The 19460-nt window shown below is 58.4% G+C and carries 19 protein-coding genes; 2 read left to right on the plus strand and 17 right to left on the minus strand.

Features of this window, described 5'->3' with window-relative positions:
• Positions 1–51 precede the first annotated feature (51 nt).
• From Q0753_RS08550 to rpe, 4 genes are all read right to left on the minus strand, one after another.
• Positions 52–264 carry a hypothetical protein gene (locus Q0753_RS08550; protein ID WP_298719467.1) on the minus strand — a complete coding sequence of 71 codons (213 nt, stop codon included), beginning with the start codon at positions 262–264 and terminating at the stop codon, positions 52–54.
• Positions 265–374: 110 nt separating this feature from the next.
• Positions 375–1382: a tryptophan--tRNA ligase gene (gene trpS, locus Q0753_RS08555; RefSeq protein WP_298719469.1), complete on the minus strand. Its 1008-nt coding sequence runs from the start codon at positions 1380–1382 to the stop codon at positions 375–377.
• A complete protein-coding gene (locus Q0753_RS08560) occupies positions 1375–2088 on the minus strand; it encodes a phosphoglycolate phosphatase (RefSeq protein WP_298719471.1) in 714 nt (237 codons plus the stop codon). The genes trpS and Q0753_RS08560 overlap by 8 nt, the downstream gene beginning before the upstream one ends.
• A complete protein-coding gene (rpe, locus tag Q0753_RS08565; protein WP_344964593.1) occupies positions 2063–2737 on the minus strand; it encodes a ribulose-phosphate 3-epimerase in 675 nt (224 codons plus the stop codon). The genes Q0753_RS08560 and rpe overlap by 26 nt, the downstream gene beginning before the upstream one ends.
• 102 nt (positions 2738–2839) lie before the next feature.
• Here rpe and Q0753_RS08570 point away from each other — a divergent pair, with 102 nt between their 5' ends.
• Positions 2840–3022 (plus strand): DUF2970 domain-containing protein, encoded by a 183-nt coding sequence (locus tag Q0753_RS08570; RefSeq protein ID WP_298719475.1) that lies wholly within the window; start codon positions 2840–2842, stop codon positions 3020–3022.
• A 78-nt stretch (positions 3023–3100) separates the two neighbouring features.
• On the opposite strand, the gene Q0753_RS08575 is transcribed toward Q0753_RS08570, so the two are convergent.
• From Q0753_RS08575 to pilM, 9 genes are all read right to left on the minus strand, one after another.
• On the minus strand, positions 3101–3931 hold the full coding sequence (locus tag Q0753_RS08575; protein ID WP_298719478.1) for a Dam family site-specific DNA-(adenine-N6)-methyltransferase: 831 nt from the start codon (positions 3929–3931) through the stop codon (positions 3101–3103).
• Between the two features lie 61 nt (positions 3932–3992).
• Entirely contained in the window at positions 3993–5369 is a 1377-nt protein-coding gene (locus tag Q0753_RS08580; protein ID WP_298719480.1) for an AAA family ATPase, read from the minus strand.
• Positions 5366–6448 (minus strand): 3-dehydroquinate synthase, encoded by a 1083-nt coding sequence (aroB, locus tag Q0753_RS08585; protein WP_298719482.1) that lies wholly within the window; start codon positions 6446–6448, stop codon positions 5366–5368. The genes Q0753_RS08580 and aroB overlap by 4 nt, the downstream gene beginning before the upstream one ends.
• A gap of 14 nt (positions 6449–6462) precedes the next feature.
• The gene (aroK, locus tag Q0753_RS08590; RefSeq protein ID WP_104486184.1) at positions 6463–6981 is read right to left on the minus strand and encodes a shikimate kinase AroK; all 519 of its coding nucleotides are present in this window, start codon (positions 6979–6981) and stop codon (positions 6463–6465) included.
• A gap of 258 nt (positions 6982–7239) precedes the next feature.
• A complete protein-coding gene (locus tag Q0753_RS08595) occupies positions 7240–9237 on the minus strand; it encodes a type IV pilus secretin PilQ (RefSeq protein ID WP_298719565.1) in 1998 nt (665 codons plus the stop codon).
• A gap of 50 nt (positions 9238–9287) precedes the next feature.
• Positions 9288–9800, minus strand: a complete 513-nt coding sequence (locus Q0753_RS08600; RefSeq protein WP_298719487.1) for a pilus assembly protein PilP — start codon at positions 9798–9800, stop codon at positions 9288–9290.
• On the minus strand, positions 9797–10381 hold the full coding sequence (locus Q0753_RS08605; RefSeq protein WP_298719490.1) for a type 4a pilus biogenesis protein PilO: 585 nt from the start codon (positions 10379–10381) through the stop codon (positions 9797–9799). Before Q0753_RS08605 ends, Q0753_RS08600 begins: the two co-directional genes overlap by 4 nt.
• Positions 10378–10938, minus strand: coding sequence for a PilN domain-containing protein (locus Q0753_RS08610; RefSeq protein ID WP_298719492.1), 561 nt, complete (start codon positions 10936–10938; stop codon positions 10378–10380). Before Q0753_RS08610 ends, Q0753_RS08605 begins: the two co-directional genes overlap by 4 nt.
• Positions 10926–11948, minus strand: coding sequence for a type IV pilus assembly protein PilM (gene pilM, locus Q0753_RS08615; RefSeq protein ID WP_298719494.1), 1023 nt, complete (start codon positions 11946–11948; stop codon positions 10926–10928). Before pilM ends, Q0753_RS08610 begins: the two co-directional genes overlap by 13 nt.
• A gap of 200 nt (positions 11949–12148) precedes the next feature.
• Between pilM and Q0753_RS08620 the strand changes: the two genes are divergently transcribed.
• Positions 12149–14530 (plus strand): penicillin-binding protein 1A, encoded by a 2382-nt coding sequence (locus Q0753_RS08620; protein WP_298719496.1) that lies wholly within the window; start codon positions 12149–12151, stop codon positions 14528–14530.
• A 473-nt stretch (positions 14531–15003) separates the two neighbouring features.
• Here Q0753_RS08620 and oxyR read toward each other — a convergent pair whose 3' ends face one another.
• The 4 genes from oxyR to dusA form a co-directional block, all read right to left on the minus strand.
• Positions 15004–15897 carry a DNA-binding transcriptional regulator OxyR gene (gene oxyR / locus Q0753_RS08625; protein WP_298719567.1) on the minus strand — a complete coding sequence of 298 codons (894 nt, stop codon included), beginning with the start codon at positions 15895–15897 and terminating at the stop codon, positions 15004–15006.
• Between the two features lie 75 nt (positions 15898–15972).
• A complete protein-coding gene (locus Q0753_RS08630) occupies positions 15973–17421 on the minus strand; it encodes a dihydrolipoyl dehydrogenase (RefSeq protein ID WP_298719498.1) in 1449 nt (482 codons plus the stop codon).
• 79 nt (positions 17422–17500) lie between these two features.
• Positions 17501–18229, minus strand: coding sequence for a glutathione peroxidase (locus Q0753_RS16675; protein WP_367179498.1), 729 nt, complete (start codon positions 18227–18229; stop codon positions 17501–17503).
• A 195-nt stretch (positions 18230–18424) separates the two neighbouring features.
• Complete coding sequence (gene dusA, locus Q0753_RS08645) at positions 18425–19441, minus strand: tRNA dihydrouridine(20/20a) synthase DusA (RefSeq protein WP_298719571.1); 1017 nt, start codon at positions 19439–19441, stop codon at positions 18425–18427.
• Positions 19442–19460 lie beyond the last annotated feature (19 nt).

Below are 19460 nucleotides of genomic sequence, written 5' to 3' on the forward strand. Positions count from 1 at the left end.
CCTGTATCAGGAGTAATCGAGAGCTATTGCCCCGTTTGACTCACGTTGTGCTTATTGATCGAGAAAACGTCCCTGCAGCATTTCACGCTCACGCTGACATTCGGCCAGATAGATGGCGGCAACAACGGCAGAGTGAGTGTGATAATCATCAACGGCTTTGGATACCATTAATTCCAGTGTCTTGTCATTCTTGGCCATGCGAAATTTACGCAGCCAGTAAAGCTTGTCGGTCAATTCCCGATCAAGGGTGTTTTCTTCTATCATAGATGGGAAATAATCCAGTGAAGTTATCGAACCGGTGAGACTGTCGGTTCGGCAAAATAATCGAAACAATGAAACCGTCGAAAAAGGAGCCTTGACGGCTCCCTTAAGTATTAACGGCTTTTGGGTACAAAGCCAATCACATCATATACCTTTTCCAGGGTCTGTACAGCTTTCGCCCGGGCCTTGTCGGCACCCAGCGTCAGTATTCTGCACAGCTCTGTCTCGTCTTCACGCAGCTCGTGAAAGCGGCGCTGAATCGGCTCCAGCATGGCGAGTACCGCTTCGGCCGTCTCGGTTTTGAGGTGGCCGTACATCTTGCCTTCGAAGTGCTGTTCCAGCTCGGGAATGGAGCGACCACTGGCACCGGCCATCAGCGTCAGCAGATTGGAAACCCCCGGCTTGTTTTCCACATCGAAACGTACCACTGGCGGATCTTCGGAATCGGTGACCGCCCGCTTGAGTTTCTTGGCGATGACCTTGGGGTCTTCCAGCAGTCCGATGAAGTTGTTGACGTTGTCGTCGGACTTGGACATCTTTTTGGTCGGCTCCTGCAGGCTCATGATGCGCGCGCCGTCTGCGGGAATGAAAGGCTCGGGCACGGTGAACACCTCACCGTAAAGCTGATTGAAACGGTAGGCCACGTCCCGGGTCAGCTCCAGGTGCTGCTTTTGATCGTTACCTACCGGAACCTGGCTGGTCTGGTACAGCAGTATGTCCGCCGCCATCAGCGCCGGATAGGTGAACAGGCCGGCGTTGATGTTTTCGGCATAGCGGCTGGACTTGTCCTTGAACTGGGTCATGCGCGACAATTCGCCGAACTGGGTATAACAGTTCAGAATCCAGGAAAGCTCCGCATGCTCGGGCACATGCGACTGCACGAAAATGGTGCTCTGGGCCGGATCCAGGCCGATGGCCATATAAAGTGCCGCCGCATCCAGACAGGCCGATCGCAGTGCTTGTGGGTCCTGACGGACGGTAATGGCATGCATGTCCACGATGCAGTACAGGCAGTCGTAGTCCTGCTGCATCTTCACCCACTGGCGCAGGGCGCCCATGTAGTTGCCTATGGTCAGCTGCCCGGAAGGCTGGGCGCCACTGAAAACAATTGGTTTAGCCATGATTATCCTTTCTGTGTTCATTTTTTAGCAACAGGTCGAGCAGCCCGCGAATATCGCTCATCACCCGGTCCGGGTGGCTTTCGGCAATATCCCGGCCGTAGTTGTAACCATAAGTCAGACCCACCACCGCCATGCCGGCCGCCTTGGCCGCCAACACATCATTTTCGGAATCGCCGATCATCAGGGAGCGCGCCGGCGTGATATTCAGCTCACGACACACATGCAGCAGCGGGGCCGGATCGGGCTTTTTCTGCGCCAGGCTGTCACCGCCCAGCACCAGCGAGAAGTAATCGCTCAGATCCGCCGCCGCCAGAATGGCAGGAACAAAGCGGTAGGGCTTGTTGGTGACGATAGCCAGCGTCTTGCCGGCCTGGTGTAACTGATGCAGGGTATCCAGCACACCGGGATAAAACACCAGCTCGTGCTCGGCTACCCCTTCATAGGCAACGTCGAACGCCGCTCGCGCTTCTTGCTGCTGTGTGGCGTCCGGCTCGCATTCGAGCGCATTGATGAGGGCGCGACGCACCAGCATGTCGGCCCCGTTACCCACCCAATGGCGTACCGCCAGCTCGTCTGCCGACACATGGCCCAGCTGTTCCAGCATGCGGTTTACCGCCAACGCCAGCTGGGGCACGCTGTCGATCAGGGTGCCGTCCAGATCGAACTGGATAAGCTCGATGTTATCCACGAACGCTGGCCAGTTCATTGCGCATTCGGTCGATCACCGTCTTGTAGTCGGGCTGGCTGAAGATGGCGGAGCCGGCCACAAACATGTCGGCACCGGCCTCGGCGATGGCACGAATATTGTCGACCTTGACGCCACCGTCGATTTCCAGCCGAATGTTGCGACCGCTTTCATCGATGCGACGACGAGCCTGACGCAGCTTGTCGAGGGTGCCGTCGATAAAGGACTGGCCGCCAAAACCGGGGTTGACCGACATCAGCAGGATCACGTCCACCTTGTCCATCACGTAATCCAGGTAGCTCAGCGGCGTAGCCGGGTTGAACACCAGGCCGGCCTGACAGCCCTGCTCCTTGATCAACCCCAGGGTGCGGTCGATATGATCGGACGCCTCGGGGTGAAAGGTGATAATGGAGGCGCCGGCCTCGGCAAACTGGGGCACCAGGCTGTCTACCGGCTTGACCATCAGATGAACATCGATGGGCGCCTGAATGCCGTAGTCGCGCAGCGCCTTGCACACCATGGGGCCTATGGTCAGGTTGGGCACATAATGGTTATCCATCACATCGAAGTGCACCACGTCGGCGCCCGCTTGCAGCACCTGGGCCACGTCGTCACCCAGGCGGGCAAAGTCGGCAGAAAGAATAGAGGGGGCAATCAGGTAATCGGTCATCAAAGTTCCCTTGAGCGCAAAAAACCGTCCAATTCTACCCCAGTGCCCGGTGATTCTCTAGCAAGCCGTCTATGCTTGGCTGACATTCGCCAGGACGAGGAAATGATGAGCTGGAAACACAGGCTACAGGCGGTGGCGGCGGCGCTGTTCGGGGTGCAGTCACAAAAGAACCGGCAGCAACAGTTCAGCGGCAGCCCCTGGCCCTATCTGGGCCTGGGGGCACTGGCCATCGTCGGGCTGGTGCTTGTCTTGCTGCTGGTGGTACGGCTGGTGCTTGATATCTGAGGAGTGAAGGGTGAGGGATAAAGGGTGAAGAGCGAGGGGTGAGGGGTGAGGCGATACTCCCCTCCCCCCCCTAACTCCTTACTCCTCACAAGCAGAACCGGGGCTGAACAGGGCCAGCAGTTCGTCTACTTTCTTGCGGTTGTGCGCATGGCGGCTGATGGTACGCTTGACCGCCACCACTTCCAGATCCGCATCTCGATACAGTTCCCGCGTCAGCGGAATATCATGGTTGCTGATCAGCACCGGTACACCACGGGTGGCGGTTTCCCGCGCCAGCCGGGCCAGAATCGCCTGATCGTCCAGCGTAAAGCCGTTGGCGGCGTAGGTGGTAAAGCTGGCGGTGGACGACAGCGGCGCATAGGGCGGGTCGCAGTAAAACACCTGATCCGCATCGGCCCGGGCAAACACCTCGGTATAGCTCTGGCAGACGAAGGTGGCCCTCTGTGCTTTCTCGGCAAAGAACCACAGCTCCCGTTCGGGGAAATAGGGTTTTTTATAGGCGCCGAAGGGCACGTTGAAACCGCCTTTCTTGTTATAGCGGCACAGGCCGTTATAACCATGCCGGTTCAGGTACAGGAACAACAAGGCTCGCCGGTAGTGATCCCGTTCCTGATTGAAATCGACCCGAAAGTCGTAATAGGTGGTCTTGTCGTTGTTGGCGGCGGTAAACATGGCGGCGGCATCGCGGATAAAGGCGTCCGGCCGGGTCTTGAGCAGCTGATACAAATGGATCAAGTCCGCATTGATATCGGCCAGCACATAGGCTTCAAAGTCGGAATTCAAAAATACCGAACCTGCGCCTACAAAGGGTTCCACCAGCACTCGGCCTTCGGGTAGACGCCGATTGATGCTGTCTACCAGGCCGTATTTACCGCCGGCCCATTTCAGGAATGCCCGAGTTTTAGTCATTGTCGTCATCAAAGCCTAACCGGTGAAGGGCGCGCATTGTAACCTCAAGCCAACCCCATGACTATGGTTTGACTTCTTTTTGCACCTGAGCGAAGGGTTTGGGCCAGGGTTTGGCCGCCTGCAGCTCGGATGGCAGTGAGCCGATACCGCGACGCGCCAGCTCCGGTGACACAAAATCGCCAAATACCAGTACAAACCAAGGCTGGCCGTTGATGCTGCGGGGATACACCCAGCTCGGGGCCAGACGATGGCGCGTGGCCATTTTCTCCAGTGCCGTCCGATCACGACTGGCCATCAGCTGCAGCGTATAACGGCCACCGGACTTTTGCATCAGCGCCGACAGGGGGCTCAGCCCCCCGGTGTTGGCCGACTGCCGACCTGCAGGTGCAGGCTGCGCCGAACCTGCCGAGGTATCCGGCCTGGCCGCCGGTTCGGGGGTCGCCTTGCGCTGCATCAGCTTGCTGACCACCTTGTCTTCGATCACCACCCGCTCCTTGTCGCTGTCGTCCGGTGTTTCGGCAACGCGCGTACTGATGGCCGGCGTATCCGGCAAGGGTTCGACCGGCCATTCCCGCACCACGCTATCACCCGCTGACTCGGGTGTAGACGTTTCGGTATCGGGTACCGGAGTCGGTATCGGTGGCGGTAACGCCAGCTCTTGCTCCTGTTCGAACGGCTGAACCAGCTCGGGCGCCGACGAGTCGGAGTCATCCAGCAGACTGACGATAATAATCAGCAGCACCACCACGATCAGCGCGGTGAGCAGTATCTTGACGGACTTCTGCTCCACCAGCTGGCGATAACCTTGTGTTTTCATCTGCGGCTCCATGGTGTCAATCACATCGCCGGGATATTGAATCTCATGCGATGTGGCGGGGGGGGATTGGTATCCCAAAGCGTGCCATAAGTCCTGCTTGTCCGTCGTGGTCAACGGCGGCACTTCCACTTCAAGCACCCGGGATCTCATCTCGTCATCAAGCTGAAGACACACCTGCCCGGCCCAGTCGGCCGAGCCGATCAGCACCATGAAAGGCCTGACCGAAGCCGGCAACGCCAGATACAGCTCCACCAGCTCCTGTAACAGTATATCGGTCAGCCACTCGGCATTGTCCACCACCAGCAAGCGTTTGTGCAGACTGGCCGGCAACAGCCTGGCCATGGAGTCCGATAACGAGTCTTCGGAGTCGAACACGGTTCCCGGAAACCAGCGGCCAAGCAGTGCATCACGAAAACGGGCATGACTGTCGAGCGCTTCGGCATCCAGCAGCACCGGCAGCATCAAGGTCGTTTCTTCGGTCAGCCGATGGGCCAGGTAGGACTTGCCGGCACCTTCGGGCCCGGTGAGCAGAATAAAATCGGTATCGAGGCGGGAAAGGTGCAGCAGCCGCGCCAGCAGCTGCTGCTGAGAGGAGAAGGGAAGATTAACCGCGTCGGTCACGGTGTCCGTTCCGACGCCACCACCTGCGCCAGCTGCCGCTCGGTGACATCATCCACCACCTGAGCGCGGCCGATGCCGACCGGCAGCACCAGACGCAACTTGCCGGCCAGCACTTTCTTGTCACGCAGCATATGCGGCAGATAATGGTCGAGTGTCATCTCGGCAGGCCCCAGCACCGGCAGATGCGCCTTGATCAACAGGCTTTCTACCCGGGCGACCTCCTCGCGACTCATTTCACCGCGCAGGTGGGCGGTATGGCAGGCCTGCATGGTGCCGGCGGCGACCGCCTCGCCATGCAACCAATTGCCATAACCCATTTCGGCTTCGATGGCATGGCCGAAGGTATGCCCCAGATTGAGCAGGGCACGAACGCCATGTTCCCGTTCATCAGAGGCCACCATGTCCGCCTTGATTTCACAACAACGACGAATGGCATAGCTCAGCGCATCCGCCTCGAGCCGTTGCAGGCGCGGCAGATTCTGCTCCAGCCAGTCGAAGAAGTCGGCGTCCCAGATAATGCCGTACTTGATCACCTCGGCCAGGCCGGCGGCAAATTCCCGCTCCGGCAGCGTTTGCAGGCACGAGGTATCGATCAATACCATTTGGGGCTGATAGAAGGCACCGATCATGTTTTTGCCGAGGGGATGGTTGACTGCGGTTTTACCGCCCACGGAAGAGTCAACCTGCGCCAGCAGCGTGGTCGGCACCTGAATAAAGGGCACCCCGCGCTGGTAACAGGCGGCAGCAAAGCCGGTCAAATCACCAATCACACCGCCACCGAGGGCAACCAGGGTGGTATCTCGCCCGTGATTGCCGGCCAGCAGGGTTCCCATCACCTGATTGAAGGTGTCCAGGGTCTTGAACTGCTCGCCGTCGGGTAACACCAGTGACTCGACCTGCAGCGGCGCCAGCGCCGTCAGCAGGGTATCGAGATACAGGGGTGCCACCACCTCGTTGGTAACAACCAGCACCTTTTTACCCTTGACCATGTCCCGCAGCAGCGAGCCCTGTGACAGGGTGCCTTCGGCAATAACAATGGGGTAGCTGCGCTCACCCAGATTGACGGTTAACCTTTCCATGGAGCTCCTGTCCGTTACAGGCCGATCAATTCGGCTATCTGATTGGCGACCAGTTTGGCGCCCTGTTCGTCGGTGCGCACCACATAATCGGCAATTTCCAGATACAGGGCGTTGCGCTCGGCAGCCAGTCGCTCCAGCACTTCCTGCGGCGGCTCTTCGGTTTGCAGCAGCGGACGGCGCTTGTCTTTCTGTACCCGGGCCAGCTGCTTCTCGACCGGCGTTTCCAGATACACGACGATGCCACGGGCCGACAGCCGGTTACGGCTCTCTTTGCTCTTGATGGAACCACCGCCGGTAGCCAGCACTATGCCCTGCAGTTCGCTCAGATCGTTGATCACCTTTTCTTCGCGTTGGCGGAAGCCTTCTTCGCCTTCGACATCAAATACCCAGCTGATATCGGCACCGGTACGATGCTCGATCTCATGATCGGAGTCATAAAACTCCATATGCAGTTGCTGCGCCAGGTATTTACCGATGGTGCTCTTGCCCGCACCCATAGGCCCTACAAGGAAGATATTGCGTTTCTCAGCCATGTTACACGAAATTCTCACAAACAAATGCGCCCCACGAACACCGCAGGGTCGACGATGGACCTGACCTTAACTTTCTGAAATTGGACGCCGAATTATCGCAACTGCGCCGGTCGCTGGCAAGGGTAATACCCGCCACGGGGCCAAAGAAGCCCGGAGCGAGACACGGCTCCATGCAGTTGCCCTTGCGCCCAAGTTCCCGTTTCTGGTCTGTTTGATGACGGCTTTGCCCCGGCTTGCAGGGGCAAAGCGTCCTGGAGTTCAAATACTGTCGTGCACAATACGGGGGGTGACGAAGATAATCAACTCGCGTTTCTTGTTGCTGTCACTGGTGGTTTTAAACAACCGGCCCACCACCGGGATGTCGCCAAGCCAAGGCACCTTGGTCACACTACGCAGGATATTTTGCTGAAATATTCCCCCCAGCACCAGGGTTTCACCGTCGTTCACCAGCACCTGGGTGGTGATCGACTGGGTATTGATCGCCACCGCCTCTCCCCCCGTCGCCTGGGGAATGCGCTCTCCAATAGAGTCCTGAGTAATGGTCAAATCCAGTACCACCCGGTTATCGGGGGTGATTTGCGGCGTGACCTTGAGGCTGAGCACCGCATCCTGAAACTCGACTTGAGTGCCACCGTCACTGGCAGAAGAAAACGGTACCTGGGTCCCCTGCTCGATCAACGCCGGCTTCTGACTGGAGGTGGTGACCCTTGGACTTGCAATAATCTCTGCCCGGTTCTCCCGCTCCAGCGCCGACAATTCCAGATCGAGCAACCGGCCGCCGCCGAGCTTGGCCACCTGAAAGGCGATGTTACCCGCCGCTCCCGCCGCCGGCAGATTCACGTTCAGCGAGTTGTCATCATCACCGGCACGAATGCCCTCCAGGGTACCGCTCACCGACTGTTCATTACGGCCGGAACTGCTGTCGTTGCTGTAGCCCCAGCGCACCCCGAACGCCTCTTCAAAGCCGTCGTCGATGGTCACCATGCGCGCTTCGATCACCACCTGCTTGATGGGAATGTCGAGCAGAGACAGCATGCGCTTGATGTTATCGATGCTTTGTTGAGTATCCTTGATCACCAGCATGTTGGTTCTGTCATCGACCGCGATGGCGCCCCGCTCGGTCAGCAGACCGGTGCTTTCATTGGTCAGCAAGGCCACCACATCCACCGCCTTGGCATAATTCACCTGCAAAAACTCGGTGACCAGCGGTGCCAGCACTTCCTTGGCCTGACGATTCTCGAGCTGTTGCTGCTCTTGTTGCGCCAGCTCCGCCGCCGGCGCCACCAGCAGAATATTGCCGTCCAGCCGCTTGTCCAGCCCCCGCACCTGCAATATGGTATCCAGCGCCTGCTCCCAGGGCACCCCATCGAGCCGCAGGGTCAGATTGCCCTGTACCGAGTCGGTGGTGACCAGGTTGAAGTTATTGAAATCGGCGATCAGCTGCAGCACGGTGCGTACCGGAATATCCTGAAAATTCATCGAGATCGGCTTGCCGGTATATTGTCGGCCCGATTTCACCGAGGACTTAGCCTCGGTCGGTCTGGCCAGTTCCAGCACAAACAGACGCGCCGATTGATCGTAGCGATAATCGAAGCGGCCAGAGGTCTCGACCATCACCAGCACATCGCTCCCTTCACGGCGGCTGCGAATACGGTTGACCAGGGTGCCGAAATCGTTGACATCCAGCACCTGCAGCAGGGCATCGTCAATATGGGTGTTGTGAAATTTGGCGGTCAGCCGGTTTCCCTTGACCTGCATGTCGACCGCGGCGGTGGACTTGTCCAGTTGCACCAGCACCTGCCCCTGACCATCGCGACCACGACGAAAATCGATACCGGTAATGACATTGATCGCCCCCGGCGGCAGAACAGAACCCCGGTTGTCGACACCGCTGACGCCCTCGCCCAGCAGCAGCAACACACGATTATCCTCGCGTTGTAACCGGTATGGCTGCATGGACTCCATCATCAGGGCTACCTCCAGATTGGAGCCAACCCGGCGCACATCCACGGAGCTGACCCCCTGCCGTTCGATGGGGATTAAATTTTCCTGCAGGGCAGAGAAACCATCGGGAATTTGCAGCACCAGTCGATCCGGGTTCTGGCGCACCACATCGGTCAGCAGCGACGGAGGAGCATCAAACTCCAGCTCCAGCATCAACTGATTTCCAGCCAGAGGATTGACCCGCAGGCTTTCCAGGCTAACGGCGGCCAGTAGCTGGCCAAATGGAACCAGGCTGAGTACCAGGCTGCACATCAGCTTTATCACCATCTGTCTTGTCATAGCGCACTCCATGCCTATTGTTTTTATTTTGCTTCGGATAACACCAGCCGGGTTGTCCTGGTTTCCCAACAGCCTCTGCCATCGGGAATATATTCTTTAAGCGTTAACTCGTTGGTGGTGATCCCCACCACCTCACCGAGATTCAGCCCCATGCGTTGTCCTGTCTTTACCCGATGCGTCACCCCGTCCTGGGTACGGATCAGTGCCGACAGACCTCGCTTGTCACCCAGGGTACCGCGCAGTGACAGATTATCGAGCGAATAACGTTCCAGTACCTCTGCCGGTCGCTCATGATCGGGCAGATCGCAATCGGCCGTTGAATTGTCCGGTTTTTTGATGTTCTCCGGTTGTGGATGTCCGAAGGGGCTGCGTTGCGAGTCGGGCTGATAGGTCTCGGGTACAAACGCCTCGGTCTTGGGCTGTGGCTCCGGTGGCGCTACAGGACGCGCTTTCACCTCGGCCACGTAGTGATTCAGATCCTGATCATCGATGCACGCCGTCAACAGCAGCCCGGCCAACAGGCAAAAAAACCTCATTTGGCCTCCTGCTCGTTATATTTGTAGGTCTTGGCCAGCATCGACATGCTCAGCTGATCGGCCCCGGCCCGGGACAAATTGAAGCTGTCGATGATCACGATGCGGGGCAAGGCCGCCACATCGGCCACAAAATGCCCCAACTGATGATAATCACCGCTGACAATAATGCGCATCGGCAACTCGGTAGAAAACTCGCTCGGTTTTTCCGCCTCCCAGTTGATGCGCTCCAGGCGCAGACCATTGTCGGTCGCCATAAAGCTGATGTCATCGAGCAGGCCGGCTATTTCCAGCGTGTTGGGCAGCTTGCGTAACTGGGCGTTCAACTCCGCCTGCAACTCCTCCAGTTGCAGCCTGGAGCCGGGCAAACCGCCCGCCTGCTGTGCTTTTTCCTCGAAGGTCAGCTTCAGCTTTTGCTCCTGCGCCTTGCTCCGGTCCAACCGGGCGAGGCTGTCCGTAATCAGAAAATAACCGACCGCACCGGCCAGGAGCGCGCACGCAAGAGCAATGGCAATGACCTTGGCCAGCCGCGGCCACTGGCCGATATTCTCGAAGTCCAGTTCATTCAGCTGTTGCCAGTTCATTGGATGACTCCCGGTGTTTGCGCCTGCACCCTGAGCTGCATCGAAAACTGACTCAGGGCAATAGGCTGCCTGTCACTGGCGAAGATGGAGCTGATACGGGGTTCATACAGCCAGTCACGGCGCTCTACCTGTCGAATCATGTTGGCCACCCGAGGATAGGCTTCGGTTTTGCCGACAATATCGATACGATTGTCGACCACATTGAGCGAACTGAGATAAACCCCGGGCGGCACCAGCTCGGGTAACTGATTGAACAGCCGCACCGACAGGTTGCGTCGCTGCTGAAAACTGTCGATCAGACTCATTCGCTCCAGCAGTTTGATACGCTGCTCCCTGATATCGTGCATCTCTCCCAGTATCAGATCCAGTTTGGCCGTCTCGTTCTGTAGAAACTGGTTTCGCTGCTGCTGTCGGGCGGTCTGCTGATTAATCCACATGTTCACCATCAGCATCACCGACACCGTGATCAGGGAAGCGACCGCCAGTGCCACCATGAATTGTTTTTTCTGTGCCGCACGAACGCTTTCGCGCCAAGGTAACAGGTTTATATTGGACATGGGGTAAAACTCCTCAGGGCCAGCCCCAGCGCCGTGGTAAAGGCCGCCGCATCGGGGGAGTGCTGCGGCATACCGTGAAACAGCCGCTCAAAGTCCGGCAGCAGTACCGGCAGGCTCAGCTCCTGTTGCAGTATCTGCGCCAGCTCCGCCAACTGGCTCCCGCCGCCGCTGAGAAACAGGGCGGAGGGCGGCTTATTACCGGAGCTGCTGCAAAACAGCTGAATATTCCGGCGAATATGCTGCAGCAAGGCATTGATATACAGCTGTTCGATATCTTCCCGCAGTTCGGCGGGATAGGTGTTGTCTACCTTGGCCTGCTCCACACGCTCTGCCGGCATATCACTCATTCTGGCCAGATCCCGACTCAGCTGGGCGCCCCCGAAGTTCTGCAAGCGACTATGAATGACTTCGCCTTCGTCCATCACCGCAAAGGTCAGGCATTCGGCGCCGATGTCCACCACGGCCAGCAGACTGGCTTCGGTCTTTTCTGCCGCCAGACAGGCATTGACTCCTCGCGCCAGGGCATGCACACCGATATCCACCACCCGAGTGTTCCAGCCTGCCAGCTCCAGGGCACTGACGCGACTGTTGATGCTTTCGGTACGGGCGGCACTCAACAGAATATTATCCCGGTCCGGGTGGTTGTCATTGATGCCAAGGCGTTCGTAATCCAGGCTGATCTCGTCGAGCGGAAAGGGAATATGCTGTTCCGCTTCCAGTAAGATCTGGGTTTCCAGCTCTTCGTGCGACAGACTGCGCGGCACCAGAATCGTCTTGGTGGTCACACTGCTGCCGGTCACCGCGGTTGCAACCTGGTCACAACGGCTGTTCAGTTTTCGCCGTAACAGCTTGAGCGCCATCACTACCTGCTCCATATCCTGTAACTGGTGATCGACGATACTGCCCTTGGGCGTGGGAACACTGGCCATGGCTTCGAGCTCATACTGACCCGGTTTTCCTTTCAGGGCCAGTGCCTTGATGCTGTTCATCCCGAAATCGATTCCAATCATTCCCTGGAAGCCTTTGCGTCTGTTCAGGTTCAACATAATCATCCATGTGGTTGTTATGATGGGTCTTGATAATAATATATAGACTCAAATAAATCGCTGAGGTTAGCGCAGTATAAAAACAAAGCACTCGAACAATACCGCCGACACAGGATATACTTGCTCACTATTTGATTAAAAAATGATTATCGGGTGTTATCTTCATGCTCAAATGGCTCATTCGCCTGTTTTTATTCGGTCTCTTTCTGGCTCTGAGCGGCGTGGCCGCCGTGTTTGTACTTTATCAACAGATCAAGCCCGAACTTCCCGATGTGTCCGCGCTCAAGGACATACGCCTGGAAACGCCGATGCGTATCTTCAGTCAGGACGGCGAACTCATCTCTCAATATGGCGAACAGCGCCGCTATCCCCTTACCGTGGCACAGATGCCCCCCTTGCTGATCGACGCCTTTCTGGCCACCGAAGACGACCGCTTCTATGAACACCCGGGCATCGATCCCATCGGCATCAGCCGGGCGGCATTCGTCTGGCTGACCACCGGCGAAAAACGCCAGGGCGCCAGCACCATTACCCAGCAGGTGGCGAGAAACTTCTTCCTCACCCGGGAAAAGACCGTGATCCGCAAGATCAAGGAAATTTTCATTGCCCTGCATATTGAATCGCTGCTCAGCAAAAACGAAATCCTCGAGCTCTATCTCAATAAAATTCCGCTCGGTCATCGCTCTCATGGGGTCGGTGCCGCCGCCCAGGTGTATTACGGCAAAGAAGTCGGCGACCTGACGCTGGCGGAAATGGCGATGATCGCCGGTCTGCCCAAGGGGCCCTCCATCTTCAACCCCATCAGCAACCCCCGTCGCGCCGAAGAGCGCCGGGCCGTGGTACTGGGGCGCATGCTGGACACCGGCAAGATCAACCGCTCGCAATATAACGAGGCGATGGCAACGCCGGCGGCGGCCCGCTATCACGGTGCCGAAATTACCCTCAAAGCCCCCTATCTGGCAGAGATGGCGCATCAATTTGCCCTGACGATGTTCGGTAAAGAGGCCTACACCCGCGGCCTGAGCGTGTACACCACGGTGCAGTCAAATGAGCAGATGGCCGCCAATACCGCTTTGGTCGATGGTCTGCTGGCCTATGATCTGCGTCATGGTTATCGTGGCCCGGTGGCCAGCCTGTGGCAAAACAGTCCCTGGAGCCTGGAGCAGATTGAACAGCATCTTGAGCAACAGCCGAGCTACTGGCCGCTGGAGCCGGCGGTAGTGACCGCCGTGGCCGAGCGCAGCGCCACCCTGATCATCAAGGACAGAGGTGAGGTGCAACTCGACTGGGATGGCATTAAATGGGCTCGTCGTTACATCACCGACAAGCGTCAGGGTCATGCCCTGCGCCAGGCCAAAGAGGCACTCAGTCCGGGCGATCAAATCTGGGTGCGCCCGCGGGAAGAGCAACAGTGGATGCTGACCCAGGTGCCCGAGGTCAACGGTGCCCTGGTGGCACTGGAGCCGTCCAGCGGCGCGGTCACGGCGCTGGTGGGTGGCTTCAACTTCACCCTCAACAAGTTCAACCGCGCCCAGCAAGCCGAGCGCCAGATGGGCTCCAACATCAAGCCCTTTATCTATTCGGCGGCACTGGACAGCGGCTTCACCCTGGCCAGCATGATCAACGATGCGCCCATCAACCACTGGGACGCGGGCAGCGGCAATGCCTGGAAACCGCGTAACTCGCCCAATGTCTATGATGGCCCGATCCGCATTCGGGAAGCGCTGGCCCGCTCCAAGAACGTGGTGTCCATTCGCTTGCTGCGGGATACCGGCATTCCGGTGGCCATGCAGCGGCTGAATGACTTTGGCTTCGACACCAGCAAGATTCCCGCCACCGAAAGTCTGGCGCTGGGCTCCCCTTCCGCCACCCCGCTGCAGATGGTGACCGGCTATGCGGCCTTTGCCAATGGTGGCGCGCGGGTGACGCCCTTCGTGGTACAGCGCATCGAGGATGCCCAGGGCATTGTGCTGTATGAGGCCGAACCCGGCCGAGTGCCGGTGATCAGCGAAGAAAATGCCTTTCTGGTCAGCCAGGCACTGAACTCCGCCATTCTGGGCGGAACCAGTAACGGCCGACGCTGGAACGGCACCGGGTGGCGTGCCGGTCGGGCGCTGCAACGCCGGGACATCTCCGGCAAGACCGGTACTACCAACGACTCGCGCGACGCCTGGTTTTCCGGCTTTACCCCCGACAGGGTAGCCACCGCCTGGGTCGGGTTCGACGATTTCGGCCGTCCGCTGGGCCGCACCGCGCACAATCCCAATCTGGGCGCGAAGCAAACGGCCGGAGGCGAGTTTGGCGGCAGTACCGCCCTGCCCATCTGGGTTGATTACATGAAGGTGGCGCTGAAAGAGCATCCGGAGCAGCCACGCCCGGTGCCGGAACATCTGGTGACCGCCACCATCGACACCGGCAGCGGCCTGCTCAGCCATGGCGATGGCATGACCGAGTACTTTATCGAAGGCACGGAGCCAAAGCGTTACGGTCGTCCGGAGAACCGGCAACAGTTTGGCGGCACCAGCCTGACCGACGAGCTGTTCTGAACTACCGGCATATGATCAGATGGGTATTATACCAAACAGATTAAATAACTGATCTATTTGGTGGCTCTGTACAAGTCGGATAAAAGACCCGCTCCTCCGACACGCCGTGAATACCTCCATGTAGGCTCCGCCGCGCCGTCCTTGGCGCGGAGGGTCGGCGGAGCAGATCCCTTGATCCTCCCTGATGCCAGCGAGTTACCTGTTGGCACCGTCTACAGACAACTCGGTATTTGAGAAGAGGCAACAGAGATCAACTCCCACGACCGTGAAATGCCAGGGACGGCATTTCCGAGCTTAGATGGGGCGAGCTTGTCTCGCGTGATGAACTGTTTTGGCCTGACCGAACATCCAGTGAATGTTCGCAGCAGGCTGAAACGGTGAGTGTCATTTATCAGTGGCGTGTCGTGGGAGGTGGCTGTGTTGCCTCTGATCTCAGATTTAAATTAATGATCAGATCTTTATGCAAATTGGTATTACAGCAGCCCCTTGATCAACTGGCTGATCACCTTGGCCATTTCATTGAAACAGGGGCGGCGCACCGAATGAATACGATACAGCAGAGAGATGGTGCGGTGGGGCTCGGGATTCACTACCGGCAGGTAACTCACCCCCAGATTGCCATTGTGCAAACCAACCGCCAGCTGAGGGATCAGGGTCAGCCCCGACCCTGCCGCCACCATGTTGCGCAGGGTTTCCAGGCTGGTGGCCTGAAAATGGTTGTCTTCACCGATACCGGCGGCAAAGCAGAAACCCATGGCCTGATCCCGCAGGCAATGGCCGTCTTCCAGCATCAGCAACTTTTCTCCCTGCAGCTCGTTCAATGCAATCTGTTCACGACCGGCCCAGGCATGCTCGGTCGGCAACGCCAGCATCATTGGCTCGTCATATAATGGCAAGGAGCCGAAGTTATCCATGCTATCGAGCTGAGCCAGGATCAGGCAGTCCAGATCGCCGTCGGCCAGTTGCTTCAGCAGGGTATGGGTCTGGGCTTCGTACAGGTAGATGTGCAGCTCGGGGAAATGCTGTTTCAGTACCGGAATGATATGGGGCAGCAGATAAGGGCCGACGGTCGGGATCAGGCCGATGTGCAACTCGCCCGACATCGGCTCGGTAAAGGTGCGGGCGGTATCGCGCAGTTCCTTGGTTTCTGCCAGTACTCGGCGGGCCTGGGCGGTAATGGCGTCACCGGCCGGGGTAAACAGCACCTTGCGCGAGGTGCGTTCCATCAGCACCACGCCCAGCTCGTCTTCCAGCTTGCGCAGCTGGCCGCTCAGGGTCGGTTGACTGACAAAACATTTTTCCGCCGCCTTGCGAAAGTGGCGCTCTTCGGCCAGCGCCACCAGATATTCCAGATCCCTTAAATTCACGTCTTCCCCGTTATCAGCATGCGCGTTTGCGGCCATCATTACCGATTTAACCGCAAATGAAAAGCCGGCCCGGGGCTAGCTCCCCACCCCGCACTCCATGCAGGGATCCCCCATGGCGGCTCCCTGCCGCAGGCTGGTGTGCAGATCCCGCAGTGCGGTTCTGAGTCCCTCTTCCACGACCGGGTGATAAAACGGCATGGTCAGCATTTGCGCGACCGTCATTCGACTCTGATGCGCCCAGGCCAGCAGGTGAGCCAGGTGCTCCGCATCCGGCGCCGTCATTTCGGCACCGAGAAACAAGCCGCTGCCCGGCTCGCCATAGAGCCGCAACATCCCCTGATTACGCCGCATCACCCGGCTGCGGCCCTGATCCTCAAAGCTCGCCTGACCGATGGCGAAACCGCCATCCCCGTAACGCCGCTCAAGCTCAGCGAAACTGTTGCCTACCATGGCGATTTGCGGCGCGGTAAACACCACCGACAGAGTGCTGTGGCGCAAACCGGCCCGCACCTCGGGATAACGACCCGCGTTATCCCCGGCGATGCGTCCCTGATCGCTGGCCTCGTGCAACAGCGGCAACAGGTTACTGGCGTCACCGGCCACGAAAATATGCGCCACACTGGTCTGCATGGTGCAGGGATCCACCACCGGCACGCCCCTGTCGTCCTGCTTGATGTTCAGCGACTCAAGGTCCAGGCGGTCAACATTGGGCTGCCGACCGGTGGCGGCAATCACATAGTCCACCGTAATGCCTTCGGTCACGCCCTTGGCATTGCAGAAGTCGATGTCCACCTGCTCGCCGTTGCGCTCCATGCGCTGCACCTCGGCATCCGCATCGAGAAAGAATTCCTGCTGTAAATGATGTTCGGCGCAGGCCATCACCCGAGGATCGGTAAAGGGGCCAATCTTGCCTCCCATGCCAAACATCCAGACGCGAACGCCTAGCCGGTGCAGCGCCTGCCCCAGCTCCAGGCCGATAACGCCGGGGCCGAACACCGCCACCGAGTTCGGCAAGCTGTCCCACTCGAACACATCGTCGTTGATCAGCAGTCGATCACCGAGACGACGCCAGTCATCCGGATAGACGGGCCGGGATCCGGTGGCGATCACCACGGTTTTCGCCTCGACTCGAGTGTGATCATCCACCAGCAGTGTGTGTTCATCCTGGAAACGCGCATGACCGACGATCTTGTGCTCGTCCGCTATCGAGGCCACCGAATCGAGCACAAAGCCGACGAAGCGATCCCGCTCGGCCTTGAGCCGGGACATGACCGCATGCCCATCGATGACCAGCTCGCCCGGATAAATGCCAAAACCGGGCGCCTGGCGCACCTGATGCGCGCTGTCGGCGGCGGCAATCAACAACTTGGAAGGCATGCAGCCCACCCGGGCACAGGTAGTACCATAGGGACCGTTTTCAATCATGATCACATGCTTATGATGGGCACGGGCGGCACGCCAGGCCGCCAGCCCGGCGGTACCGCTACCAATAATGGCGACCTCGGCGCTGATATGCTTGAGCACGACGAACCTCCGGGATTGAAAGAGCGGGAATGGGAATAACCGGAACAGGAAAAAGGGGCTTTCGCCCCTTTACTCTAGTTTATGCCAGATGCTCTGCCAGCTCGTCGCTGCCGCCGATATGTCGGCCATCGATGAAGACTTGTGGCACCGTGCTGCGGCCCGATACCGCCTTCAGGCTGATGCTGGTGGCATCCTGACCCAATATCACTTCTTCATAGCGCATGCCCTTATCCAGCAGCAGTTGCTTGGCGCGGGCACAGAAGGGACAACCCGGCTTGCTGAACAGGGTAATGGCCGAGGGCTTGGCCGCCTGCGGGTTGATGTGCGCCAGCATGGTATCGGCGTCCGATACTTCGAAGGGGTCACCCGGCTTGTTGGGCTCGATGAACATCTGCTCTACGATGCCGTTTTTCACCAGCATGGAATAACGCCAGGAACGCTTGCCGAAGCCCAGATCCTGTTTGTCGACCAGCATGCCCATGCCATCGGTGAACTCGCCGTTGCCATCGGGAATCACCCGAATGTGCTCCGCTTCCTGATCCTTGAGCCAGGCGTTCATGACAAAGGTATCGTTGACGCTGATACAGATAATGTCGTCCACCCGGTTTTCAAACAACACCGGCGCCAGCTCGTTGTAACGCGGCAGGTGAGTGGAAGAACAGGTCGGGGTAAAGGCGCCGGGCAAAGAGAACACCACTACCGTCTTGTCCTTGAAGAGCTCGTCGGAGGTCACGTCGACCCACTGCTCGCCCTGACGGGTTCTGAAGGTAACCTGGGGAATGGCCTGGCCGGTTTTATCAGTCAACATAGAGTGATCCTTATTCGGTACGTTTCGCTTGAGTAGGGTCATTATGCCCACAACCGACCTATTGCTTAAATCGTTATAATCAACAACTTTGATAACCTTTAACTATCAATAACCATAAAAAGCGGGAACCCTGTATGACCAGGGTTCCCGCTTAAATACCTCACACCTCTATGCCGGCATGGGAGAGCATTATGATCAGCCGGTAACACCCAGGCCAGGCTCCGGCATGGTCTCGGGTACCGACTCCGGCACCCTGGCCATGGCCGCTTCTACCACCTCCGGGCCGGCACCGGGTTTATGGGCGTTTTCGCTCAGGTGACGGCGCCAGGCCCGCGCGCCCGGCAATCCCTGAAAGATGCCCAGGGTATGGCGGGTAACATTGCCAAGATAGGTGCCCCGGGTCAGTTGCTGCTCTATGTAGGGCAGCAGGTTGCGCACCACCTGATGGCGGCTGGGCACCTCATGCCGGTCACCGAACAGCTCGGCATCTACCTGCGCCAGCAGGTAGGGGTTTTGATAGGCTTCGCGGCCCAGCATGACGCCATCCAGATGCGTCAGGTGCTGTTTCGCTTCTTCCAGTGTCTTGATGCCGCCGTTCACGGCGATGGTCAGCGCGGGATAGTCGCGCTTGAGCCGATACACCCGCTCATAGTCGAGCGGCGGAATTTCCCGGTTTTCCTTGGGGCTAAGGCCCTTGAGCCAGGCCTTGCGGGCATGTACCACCAGCGCATCGACTCCGGCGTCCACCAGTCCGTCGACCAGGGTGCAGAGAAACGCGTAGCTGTCCTGTTCATCGATGCCGATACGGGTTTTCACCGTCACCGGAATCGCCACCGCCGCTTTCATGGCAGCCACGCTGTCGGCCACCCGCTGGGGCTCGGCCATCAGGCAGGCACCAAACATGCCGTTTTGCACCCGATCCGAGGGGCAACCCACATTGAGGTTGATTTCGTCATAGCCGCGCTGTTCGGCAAGCTCCGCACAACGGGCCAGCGCTTGCGGATTACTGCCACCCAGCTGCAGCACCAATGGATGCTCCTGCTCGTTAAAAGCCAGATAATCCCCCTTGCCGTGAATAATGGCGCCCGTGGTCACCATTTCGGTGTACAGCTGGGCATGGCGGCTGAGCAGGCGATGAAAATAACGGCAATGACGATCCGTCCAGTCGAGCATGGGAGCAACGGAAAAACGGGCGCTGGGATAATGACTCATGAAGGTGACGACTTTTTGA

It is taken from the genome of uncultured Oceanisphaera sp., assembly GCF_947495715.1.
GTDB lineage: Bacteria > Pseudomonadota > Gammaproteobacteria > Enterobacterales > Aeromonadaceae > Oceanimonas > Oceanimonas sediminis.